The organism is Clostridium sp. ATCC BAA-442, assembly GCF_964239415.1.
Lineage (GTDB): Bacteria > Bacillota > Clostridia > Oscillospirales > Oscillospiraceae > Flavonifractor > Flavonifractor plautii.
Window position 1 is genome coordinate 54,582 of sequence record NZ_CAXSQB010000015.1, and the last position, 9,906, is coordinate 64,487.

Here is a 9,906-nt window from a genome sequence, read left to right on the forward strand (position 1 = left end):
GCGCGCGCGGGGGGGGGCTTCGTTTTGGATGATCAGTCCAGCACCAGCTCCACGGGGCAGTGGTCGCTGCCCTCCACCTCCGCGTGGATGATGTTGTCCCTCACCCGGGGAAGCAGGCGGTCGGACACGATAAAGTAGTCGATGCGCCACCCCGCGTTGTTCTTCCGGGCGTTGAAGCGGTAGCTCCACCAGGTGTACGCCCCCGTCCGGTCGGGGTAGAGGGCGCGGAAGGTGTCGGTAAAGCCGCTGGAGAGCAGCTCGGTCATCTTGCCCCGCTCCTGGTCGGAGAAGCCCGCGTTGCCCCGGTTGCTCTTGGGGTTCTTCAGGTCGATCTCCTCATGGGCCACGTTGAGATCGCCGCACAGCACCACCGGCTTCTTTTTGTCCAGCTCTATGAGGTAGGCCCGGAAGTCGTCCTCCCACTGCATCCGGTAGTCGATGCGGGCCAGCTCGTTCTGGGCGTTGGGGGTGTAGCAGCAGACCAGGAAGAAGCCGTCGAACTCCGCGGTGATGACCCGGCCCTCGTGGTCGTGCGCGTCCAGACCGATGCCGCAGGTGACGGACAGGGGCTCCACCCGGGTGAACACCGCCGTGCCCGAGTAGCCCTTCTTTTCCGCGCTGTTCCAGAAGAGCCGGTAGCCGGGCAGCTCCAGCGCGATCTGGTCGGGCTGGAGCTTGGTCTCCTGGAGGCAGACCACGTCGGCGTCCACCCGCTGGAAGAAGTCCAGAAAGCCCTTGCCCAGGCATGCACGCAGGCCGTTGACGTTCCAGGTAACCAGTCTCATGCCTCTCCCTCCTCCGGCAGCCATTTCATGGGCCTGCCCTCGCTGTCCAGCAGGGGAGTGAGGCCGCCGGCATAGCCGCTCACCGTCTGGAGGTAGAGCACCCCCGTCCGGGTGTCCAGCAGGATACGGGTGATATCCGTGATCCCCTGGGTATAGATGATCTGAAAGCGGTCGTTCTTTCCCATCGGTCAGGCTCCTTTCTTCCGCCTGCGGGCGGACATGAGCAGTATAATCCCTTATTCATTGTTTCATCCAACCGGGCTTCGGCACAGGACTCAACCTCAGTACCTCCGCACCACGGCCACCACCTTGCCCAGAATGGTACAGCCGTCGCCGTCAATGGGCTCATAGTCCGGGTTTTCCGGCATAAGCCAGGTGTGTCCGTCCCTGCGGCGCAGGGTCTTGACCGTGGCCTCATCCTCAAAGAGGGCCACCACGATCTCCCCGCTGCGGGCGTCCTGCTGCTGGTGTACCACCACCAGGTCGCCGGGGAGGATACCCGCGTACCTCATGGACTCCCCCCGTACCCGCAGGGCGAAGTGCTCCCCTGTCAGTCCTCCGGTGTCAAAGGTCAGATAGTCCTCAATGCACTCCTGGGCCAGAATGGGGGCTCCGGCGGCCACACTGCCCACCACAGGCACCTGGTCGGGCTCCTCTCCCGCCGGCTCCGGCGCGCCCGGGTGTGGGCCGCTGATGGTAATGGCACGGGTCTTTCCCTCGGCCTTGGTGATCAGCCCCGCCGCCTCCAGCCCCTTCAGGTGGAAGTGGACAGTGGAGGGGGACTTGAGCCCCACATACTCCCCGATCTCCCGCACCGAGGGGGGATAGCCGTGGAGGCCGGAGAAGGAAACGATATAGTCATAGATCTGCTGTTGCTTGGGCGAGAGCGTTTTCATGGCAGACCCTCCTTATTGGTATACTCCCAAGCCAGTATAGCATAGCCTGGGTTAAAATGCAAACATATGTTCCCTAAAACCGCCGTATAGAGGTAGTTTTCTCTTGCAATCCGCCGTCGAAAGGAGTATGATACAAATAGTATCAAAATAAAACTAAAAAGTTCAAGGAGGAGACGATATGGGTAAGTTTGACGGCAGAGTAGCGATTATCACCGGCGGCGGCAAGGGCGGCGGCATCGGCTACGGCCTGTCCACCGCCTTCGCCAAGGAGGGCTGCAATCTGGTCATCACCGGCCGGAACACCAAGAAGCTGGACGACGCCAAGGAGGAGCTGGAGCGGCTCTACGGCGTGAAGGTGCTGGCCTGCCAGGCCGATGGCGGCGTGGAGGAGCAGGTGGCGGCCGTGGTGAAGCAGGCGGCGGACACCTTGGGCCGCATCGACTTTTTGATCAACAACGCCCAGAACTCGGCCTCCGGCGTCCCCCTGGCCGAGCACACCAAGGAGCAGTTTGACCAGGCCATCTACTCCGGCCTGTACGCCGCCTTCTTCTATATGAAGCACTGCTACCCCTACCTGAAGGAGACGAAGGGCTCCGTGGTCAACTTCGCCTCCGGCGCGGGCCTGTTCGGCAAGCCCGGCCAGTCCTCCTACGCCGCAGCCAAGGAGGGCATCCGGGGCATGACCCGTGTGGCCGCCACCGAGTGGGGCCCCGACGGCATCAACTGCAACCTCATTTGCCCCCTGGTGATGACCGACGCCCTCAAGAAGTGGCGGGAGGAGTATCCGGCGGTATACGAGCAGACCATCAAGGGCATCCCCGCCGGTCGCTTCGGCGACCCGGAGAAGGACATCGGCCGCACCGCTGTGTTCCTGTGCTCAGAGGATGCCAAGTATATCTCCGGTGAGACCATCACCATGCAGGGCGGCAGCGGTCTGCGTCCCTGACACATCCAAACAGAGGCGGGCCTGAGATCAGGCGCGCCTCTGTTTTTCCCTGGCAAAGCGGTAGGCCTCGGCCAGCCAGGCCGCCAGCAGCCCGTCCACATCCTCCGGTGCGGTCAGGAGCAGATGGTGGGTCCAGCGGCCGGGATAGGGCTCCACGGCCTGGAGGATGCGGGGGTGCTCCACCCGGCGGCCCAGCCCCAGGGTGGCCAGCAGAGCCCCGGTCCGCCGCTGGGCGGCCCGCCGGGGCTGGGAGAGAACGGCAAACTGAAGGGGGTTTCCCCAGGAAATCTGGGTTTTGGACACCTTCATGGTGCTCTCCCCGCAGGCCAGGACGGCCTCCTCCCATGCCTCAAAGAGGGAAATGGGGCCCGGAGCGCCTCCCAGGAAGGCCAGCACTTCGGCGGTCATGTCTGCGCCTCCCCCAGAACCGAGTGGTTCCACCGGCCGGTGCGGAAGTAGAGGAGCTGGAGGAGCACCTGGATGGCGGAGGCCGCCGGCGCGGCCACACCGATGTGCAGCAGAGTGACACCGGGGAGCAGGCTGATGAAAAATACCGCCGGTACCCGTACCAGGAAGGTGGATGCCAAACTGTTGAACAGGGTGAAGCCGGTGCGGCCGCAGCCGCTGTAAAAACCGTTGAGGGTGAACACAAAGGTGACCAGAATGCAGTCGATGCTGTAGGTGCGCAGGTAGAGCACCCCGTGGTAGATCACCTCGGCATCGGGGGTGAACAGCCGCATGGCCAGCCCCGGGACAAGCTGAACCAGGACAAACATGGCGATGTCGGCCGCCAGACAAAACAGGATACCGTATTTCAGCCCCTGCCGGGCCCGGTCGGGGCGGCCCGCACCCATATTCTGGGCGGTCATGGCGGAAATAGCCGACTGGAAGGCGATGGGGAAGAGCATGATAAAGCCGGTGATGCGCTCTACCAGGCCCACAGCGGCGGATTGGGCCAGAACATCCATGTGGTTTACAATGGCGGTGATGATAAGAAAAGAGAGGGTAACCAGCACATTCTGCACCGCCACAGGCAGGCCCAGGCGGAGGATGCGGGCCGCCTTGTCCCCCTGAATCCGAAAGGAACGCCGCTTAAAATCAAAGGGGAAGTCCCGGCGGCGGAGTACCGCCAGGGCCAGGGCCAGGCTCACCCCCTGGGCAGCCACGGTGGCGAGGGCGGCCCCCGCCGCCCCCAGGCCGAACACTCCCACCAGCAGAAGATCCCCCACGATGTTGATGATGCAGGCCACCAGCACGAAGTACATGGGCCGCTTGGAGTCCCCCAGGCCCCGGAGCACGCCGCTGACCATATTGTAGCCGGTGATGAACACCAGGCCGCAGGCGCAGATAAACAGGTACTGCCGGGCGGGCGCCACCGCCGCGGCGGGCACCTGCATCAGCGCCACAATGGCGTTGGTGGACAGGGCGAAGGCGGCCGCCAGGACCACGGCGATGAGGGCAAAGAGGGAAAACAGGGTGCCGATGGCCCGGTTTACGTCCTCCCCCCGCCGGGCGCCCAGGTACTGCCCCACCAGCACCGTACCGCCGGTGGACAGGCCGATAATAAAATTGGTCACCGCCTGCATGACCTGGCTGCCGGTGGACACGGCGGCGATGCCCGCCTGGTCGGCAAACTGTCCCACCACGATCAGGTCCACCGCGCCGTACAGAAATTGCAGCAGGGAAGCACCGAGGAAGGGGATGGCAAAGCGGCTTAACGCCCGCCTGACATTTCCCTCGGTGAGAGAGAGCTGGGACATGGCGGTACACTCCTTTTTGTTTCGTACCCGGACAGTATAGCACGCCCCCGGCGGAAAGACAACCTTTGACGGGCCGGGCGGCGGGTGTTATACTGGGCACAGTCAACCCAAAAAGAAAGGCAGATGTGACCTTGAGCGCGCATGTTTCCATCGCCCATCCCGCGTGGATGGATATCACCGGCCCTGACGGGGCCGTGACCCACGGGGCGGATCAGGACTGGTTTCCCGATCTGTGGCAGCAGCGGGCGGGCTGCGGACCCACCGCCGCCGCCGTCATCCTCTCCTATCTGGCCCGGACCCGGCCGGAGCTGGCCCCCCTCTACCCGGAGGGGGCCATGGACCGCGCCTCCTTCACCGGCCTGATGTGCCGGGTGTGGGAGCACGTGACCCCTGTTTCCCACGGTCTCAACCGGCCGGAGCAGATGGCGGAGGGCATGGCCTCCTTTGCCGCCGCCCGGGGCCTCACTCTGACCCCCGGCCTGTTCGTATTCCCCTCCGCCCGCACCAAGCGCCCGCCCTATGAGCAGGTCGAGGCCTTTGTCCGCCGCGCCCTGGAGCGGGACTGTCCCGTGGCCTTCCTCAACCTCCACAACGGCAGGGTGAAGGAGCTGGATTACTGGCACTGGGTCACCATCACCGCTCTGGAGGACACCACGGCGGTCATTCTGGACAGCGGCAGCGCACTGCGCATCGATCTAAGGCTCTGGTACGAGACCACCAAGCGGCGGGGCGGCTTTGTGGCCGCCCTGGGGGACCCGGCATGAAGTATTTTCTGTTCTGGGTGCTGTGCGCCAGCCTCCTGGACTTTGCCCTCATGGGTGTGGACAAGTGGAAGGCCAGGCACAACCGCTGGCGGGTACCCGAGAGGGCCTTCTTCTGCGTAGCCCTGCTGGGCGGCACGCCGGGGGCCCTCCTGGGTATGTGGACCTTCCGGCACAAGACCCGCCACTGGTATTTCAGGTACGGCCTGCCCGCCCTGCTGCTGGCGCAGCTCGCCCTGGGCACGTGGATTGCGATACGTGTTTTTTGACCTCCGATGTGCCGGAAAGGCCGCCCCTCCCAACGGAGGGGCGGCCTTTTTTCACGGCTTTTTCCCCAGCTTATGCTTGGTGCCGTCGGGCTCCACGATATAGGTGTTTTCCAACTGGCTCACCAGGCTGGCCCGGTAGGCGGCGATATACTCCCGCCGCAGCCGGTCCCGCTCCGCCGTCTCCTCCGGGGTGAGGCCCTCAGGGCTTTTGGCCTTTTTGGCCAGGGCATTGATCCGGTCGATTTTTGCCTGTTCCATTATACATACCGCTCCAATACGATGAGAATACGCCCCTTTTTGGACGGGCCGCCCACCTCTGTGAGCACGCACTTGCCCAGCCCCCGGCAGCTCAGCACGTCCCCCTGGGCCACGGCGTGGTCGGGCTTGACACATTCCCGGTGGTTGAGCTGCACCCGGCCGGAGGCGATCAGGTCGGCGGCCTTGCCCCGGGACAGGGAGAAGCCGGAGGCGGCCACCGCGTCCAGCCGCAGGGAGCTGACGGTGTCCCGGATGGTTCTGGTCTCCACCGCCGGGGGCTCCAGCCGGTCCAGGGGCAGAGGGGAGCACTTGAGTTTTACACGCCCCGCCTGCTCCATGTGGAACACCAGAAAGTCGGCGACCTCCTCCAGCGCCAGCACGTCGCAGCGCCCGTCGCCCACCAGCAGATCCCCCACCTTCTCCCGGTCCAGGCCCAGGCCAAGGATGGAGCCGAGGAAATCCCGGTGGGTAAGCTTTTGGCCGCCGCTCCAGGTGCACCGCAGGGCGCGGACGGGACAGCTCTCCCCGTCCCCCTGCCAGTCCTCCGCCTCCTGCCAGTCGGGCAGGAAGGCGCATACGGTGCGCTCCGCTCCCTCGTACCCGCCGAAGAAGATGTGGCGGGGATGGCCGCAGGCGTTGAGCAGGTTTTCCACACTCGCCCGCTCCTGTGGGGATAAAAAGCCGGTACAGGTCGGTATGTTCCGCTGCCGGGCCAGCTCCAGCTTGTCCAGCGCCCGGGCCAGGAGCAGCCGCTCCCCGTTGTCCCGGGCCAGCTTATTCAGCAGTTCCGTTTTATTCACACATACTTCCTCGCTTGTGGAAAAAGGGCGCCCCGACGGGCGCCCTTTCCATTTGTCATAACTGTCTCCGCAGGGCGCCGCTCTCTCTGAGTCAGCGGTGCTCGCCCCGGCTGTACGCCACCACCGTGCGGCGGTTGGGCTCAGTACCGATGGAGTAGGTGGTGATGTCCGGGGTCTCCTGGAGGGCGGTGTGGATCACATGGCGCTCATAGGCGTTCATGGGCTCCAGGGTGACGTTGCGGCGGTATTTGACCACCTTACCGGCCACCTTCTGGGCCAGGCGGACCAGGGACTCCTCCCGCTTGGCCCGGTAGCCCTCGGCGTCCACATGAATACGGACCCGCTTGGACTGGCCGTGGTTGACGGCGTAGCCGGTGAGCTGCTGGATGGCGTCCAGGGTCTCGCCCCGGCGGCCGATCAGGCCCCCCAGCTCCCGGCCCACCAGCTCCACCTGATAGGTTCCGTTTTCATCCATCCGGATGACGGGTCTGGCCTCGGCCCCCATCTGGGCCAGCAGGCCGGTGAGAAAGGCGTCGATGCGCTCCGCCTTCTCCCCCTCGGCCACGGGGGCGGCGGGGGAGGGGGCCTCCTCCCGGACGGCGGGCTCCGCCGCCTTGACTGGCTCCGCCTCGACAGGGGTAATTTCCGCCGGAGCGGGGCGCTCCTCCGGCTCGTCGGGGGCCTCATAGCTCACCTTGACCTTGGCCGGGCAGCTCCCGATGCCTAAAAATCCGGACTTGGCCCGCTCCAGAATCTCCACGGAGACCTCATCCCGGTCCATGCCCAGCTTCTGCAGGGCGGCCTCGATGGCGGCCTCCTCGCTCTTGCCGGTGCTCTCGATCCATTTCAGCATAATGGGCATCTCTCCTTATGAATCCACGGCAGGGCCGTTATTCCTTTGTCTTGTCGGTGTCGTCCTCAGCCTCGGACTCCTCGGCGTAGGGGGCCTCGGACTCCTCCCCGGCGGAGACAACCTCCGTCTCCTCCTGGACAGGGGCCTCCAGGGCCTTTTCCTCCAGAATGGCGTCCTCAATGGCCTCGTCGGTGTGGATCTCCCGCAGCTCCTCCTCAATCTCATGGGCCTCCCGCTTCAGCGCGCGGGAGTCAGATCTGGGCGGGAAGATGGGGGCCTCTCCGGGGTAGGCGGTGGGACCCTCCTCGCTGTAGCGGTAGGGGTCGTAGGCCCGTCCGCGGGCATACTGGCGCAGGCCCACGCGGCTGTGCTCCTTGACGGAGCCGGGGATCTTGTCCTCGTCCTCGTCGTGCTTCTTCTCGGTCTTCTTTTTCTTGCCCTTGTTGAGCTTGGCCTCCTCGATCCGGCGGGCGCGCTCCTCGGCCTTGCGGCGGCGCTCCTCCTTCTCCTCCTCCTTCTCCAGGCGCTCCTGCTCGGCCCGGGCGGCGGCGGCCTTCTCGTAGTCCTTTTTGAGCAGCTTGCCGCAGATGAACTCCTGCACCATGCTCAGCAGGTTCTGGGCAATCCAGTACAGGCACAGGGCGGCGGGCATGGAGAAGCCGATCCACAGGGAAATCAGGGGGGAAATGATCATCATGGACTTCATGCTGGCGTTGTTCCCCGCCTGGGCGGCCTGCTGGTTGACGGCGTTTGTCTTCATGGAGATGAAGGAAAACACCAGGCTGGAGCCGGCGGACACCACGGGCAGCAGGAACAGGGCGAAGCCGCCCGCCACGGTCCAGAATTTCAGAGTTGGAATACGGGCCAGATCCACCAGGCCCAGGAAATCAAAGTTGACGGCGAAAATCCGGCTGCCCACCTCACCCACAGCGGCCTTGACCGCCTCCAGGTTTTCCGGGGTAATCAGGGAGGACAGGTAAAGCTGGTTATAGCCCACATTGGAGAAAGCTTCGCCGGCCTCCTTGATCCAGCCGTTGCTCACCGCAATGGAGTTCCAGTCCACCACCTGGGCAATCTGGTTGAGTATCTCCACATCGTTGATGCCCATCATATACTTGATGGGCTGGCGGATGATGGCGTACAGGGGAATCAGAATCAGCAGAGGGAGAAAAGACCACAGGCAGCCGCCCATTGGGTTGACCTTCTCCCGCTCATAAAGCTTCTGGACCTCCAGATTATAGCGCTCACGGTCTCTGCCGTACTGCTTCTGCAGCTTCTGCATCTTGCCCTGAAGCATGTTCATCTGAATCATGCTCCGCTTGCCCTTCAGCGCAAACGGGAACAGGATAAGCTTGACAACGACCGCGAATAAGATCAATGCGATGCCGTAACTGCCGAAAAAATCGTAAAAGAAGGTCAGCAGCCACACAAAGGGGGAGAGGATAATCTGTGCAAAATCCATTTGCGCGCCTCCAAGTTCAGTTTGAGCCCCTTACGGGACCGGATCGTACTCAATGGAAACCTGCTTGTGGAAGGGCTGACATTTGAGGATACGGCGCAGGGCGAGAAAGCCCCCCTTCCACGCCCCGTATTTCTCCACCGCCTCCAGGGCATAGGCCGAGCAGGTGGGGATAAACCGGCAGCAGGGGGGACGGGAGGGAGAGATGTACGTGCGGTAGCCCCGGATCAGGGCCAGAAGCAGGCGCTTCAATCAGGCCCCCTCCTTCCGGAGCAGGCCCAGCTTGTCCGCCAGAGACAGGAGCGAGCGTTCCAACTCCCGGTAACGGCTGTGGGCGGCCCGCACCCGGGCCACCACCACGATGTCGTAGCCGGGGAAAAAAGCCCCCTCATGGATGCGGTAGGCCTCTTTGATTCGGCGGCGGGTGCGGTTGCGCACCACGGCCTTGCCCAGCTTGACCCCCACCGTCAGACCCAGGCGGCTGTAGCCCAGGTTGTTCTTCCGGCAGTAGACGGCCAGGCACGGATTCACCGCGCTCTTTCCCCTTCCGTACAGGCGGCGGAACACGTGATTGAGTTTCAGCGAAACGGTGTGCTCCACGCCTGCCGCCTCCTCGATTTCTCCGTATGCTGCGCAGGGGCGGTGGGAAAACTCCCCCGCCCCTTCTGAAAGCCCTATTCCATTCGCGGACCCATTAGTGGGTCAGACGGGCGCGGCCCTTCGCGCGGCGGCGAGCCAGGACCTTGCGGCCGTTGGCGGTACGCATACGCTTACGGAACCCGTGCTCCTTGGAGCGCTGGCGCTTCTTGGGCTGATAGGTACGGACCATGTCGGTACACCTCCTGTACTGTAATCCGGCGGCAGGGCCGCCCACCACAACAGCCTTCCGGCTGCGGTCGTCAAAGTAAACTGCTTTACACCGTGCAGGCCTGCACGATGCAGATGATATTATAGCCTATCTCAAAATAGCCTGTCAACACCATTTTTGCAATCTTTTTTTGCGGTTTGGGCCTGCTTCCGCGCCGGGTACTACATCTTGTGCCCATTGGGCCCGCTCGGCCAACACTCACCCGTAGGGGCGGGGCGTGTCCCCGCCCGTGGAGCCGGAAGGCTCTGGTT

Annotated in this window: 15 protein-coding genes; 3 read left to right on the plus strand and 12 right to left on the minus strand. The window is 63.9% G+C overall.

Annotated features, from left to right (window positions below):
• Positions 1–32 precede the first annotated feature (32 nt).
• From ACESY8_RS08600 to lexA, 3 genes are all read right to left on the minus strand, one after another.
• Complete coding sequence (locus tag ACESY8_RS08600; RefSeq protein ID WP_054338947.1) at positions 33–785, minus strand: exodeoxyribonuclease III; 753 nt, start codon at positions 783–785, stop codon at positions 33–35.
• A complete protein-coding gene (locus tag ACESY8_RS08605) occupies positions 782–970 on the minus strand; it encodes a DUF6440 family protein (protein WP_007490894.1) in 189 nt (62 codons plus the stop codon). The genes ACESY8_RS08600 and ACESY8_RS08605 overlap by 4 nt, the downstream gene beginning before the upstream one ends.
• A gap of 96 nt (positions 971–1,066) precedes the next feature.
• A complete protein-coding gene (gene lexA / locus ACESY8_RS08610; protein WP_007490892.1) occupies positions 1,067–1,681 on the minus strand; it encodes a transcriptional repressor LexA in 615 nt (204 codons plus the stop codon).
• Between the two features lie 178 nt (positions 1,682–1,859).
• Here lexA and ACESY8_RS08615 point away from each other — a divergent pair, with 178 nt between their 5' ends.
• Positions 1,860–2,627, plus strand: a complete 768-nt coding sequence (locus ACESY8_RS08615; protein WP_024723919.1) for an SDR family NAD(P)-dependent oxidoreductase — start codon at positions 1,860–1,862, stop codon at positions 2,625–2,627.
• Between the two features lie 27 nt (positions 2,628–2,654).
• On the opposite strand, the gene ACESY8_RS08620 is transcribed toward ACESY8_RS08615, so the two are convergent.
• On the minus strand, positions 2,655–3,035 hold the full coding sequence (locus tag ACESY8_RS08620; RefSeq protein WP_021629994.1) for a DUF5655 domain-containing protein: 381 nt from the start codon (positions 3,033–3,035) through the stop codon (positions 2,655–2,657).
• Positions 3,032–4,387: an MATE family efflux transporter gene (locus tag ACESY8_RS08625; RefSeq protein WP_054338948.1), complete on the minus strand. Its 1,356-nt coding sequence runs from the start codon at positions 4,385–4,387 to the stop codon at positions 3,032–3,034. Before ACESY8_RS08625 ends, ACESY8_RS08620 begins: the two co-directional genes overlap by 4 nt.
• A gap of 125 nt (positions 4,388–4,512) precedes the next feature.
• Here ACESY8_RS08625 and ACESY8_RS08630 point away from each other — a divergent pair, with 125 nt between their 5' ends.
• Both ACESY8_RS08630 and ACESY8_RS08635 read left to right on the plus strand, forming a co-directional pair.
• Entirely contained in the window at positions 4,513–5,151 is a 639-nt protein-coding gene (locus tag ACESY8_RS08630; protein WP_009257132.1) for a hypothetical protein, read from the plus strand.
• Positions 5,148–5,417 (plus strand): DUF1294 domain-containing protein, encoded by a 270-nt coding sequence (locus tag ACESY8_RS08635; RefSeq protein ID WP_021629991.1) that lies wholly within the window; start codon positions 5,148–5,150, stop codon positions 5,415–5,417. The genes ACESY8_RS08630 and ACESY8_RS08635 overlap by 4 nt, the downstream gene beginning before the upstream one ends.
• Before the next feature lie 51 nt (positions 5,418–5,468).
• On the opposite strand, the gene ACESY8_RS08640 is transcribed toward ACESY8_RS08635, so the two are convergent.
• The 7 genes from ACESY8_RS08640 to rpmH all read right to left on the minus strand — a co-directional run bounded on the left by ACESY8_RS08640 (position 5,469) and on the right by rpmH (position 9,616).
• Positions 5,469–5,675, minus strand: coding sequence for a DUF896 domain-containing protein (locus ACESY8_RS08640; RefSeq protein ID WP_007490878.1), 207 nt, complete (start codon positions 5,673–5,675; stop codon positions 5,469–5,471).
• Positions 5,675–6,475, minus strand: coding sequence for a YlmH/Sll1252 family protein (locus ACESY8_RS08645; protein WP_054338949.1), 801 nt, complete (start codon positions 6,473–6,475; stop codon positions 5,675–5,677). Before ACESY8_RS08645 ends, ACESY8_RS08640 begins: the two co-directional genes overlap by 1 nt.
• 91 nt (positions 6,476–6,566) lie before the next feature.
• Positions 6,567–7,328: an RNA-binding cell elongation regulator Jag/EloR gene (jag, locus tag ACESY8_RS08650; RefSeq protein WP_054338950.1), complete on the minus strand. Its 762-nt coding sequence runs from the start codon at positions 7,326–7,328 to the stop codon at positions 6,567–6,569.
• Positions 7,329–7,365: 37 nt separating this feature from the next.
• Complete coding sequence (locus ACESY8_RS08655) at positions 7,366–8,790, minus strand: YidC/Oxa1 family membrane protein insertase (protein ID WP_054338951.1); 1,425 nt, start codon at positions 8,788–8,790, stop codon at positions 7,366–7,368.
• Between the two features lie 30 nt (positions 8,791–8,820).
• Positions 8,821–9,039 (minus strand): membrane protein insertion efficiency factor YidD, encoded by a 219-nt coding sequence (gene yidD, locus ACESY8_RS08660; RefSeq protein ID WP_007490869.1) that lies wholly within the window; start codon positions 9,037–9,039, stop codon positions 8,821–8,823.
• Positions 9,040–9,387: a ribonuclease P protein component gene (gene rnpA / locus ACESY8_RS08665; protein ID WP_009257126.1), complete on the minus strand. Its 348-nt coding sequence runs from the start codon at positions 9,385–9,387 to the stop codon at positions 9,040–9,042. It lies immediately after the preceding gene.
• Positions 9,388–9,481: 94 nt separating this feature from the next.
• A complete protein-coding gene (rpmH, locus tag ACESY8_RS08670; protein WP_006570963.1) occupies positions 9,482–9,616 on the minus strand; it encodes a 50S ribosomal protein L34 in 135 nt (44 codons plus the stop codon).
• Positions 9,617–9,906 lie beyond the last annotated feature (290 nt).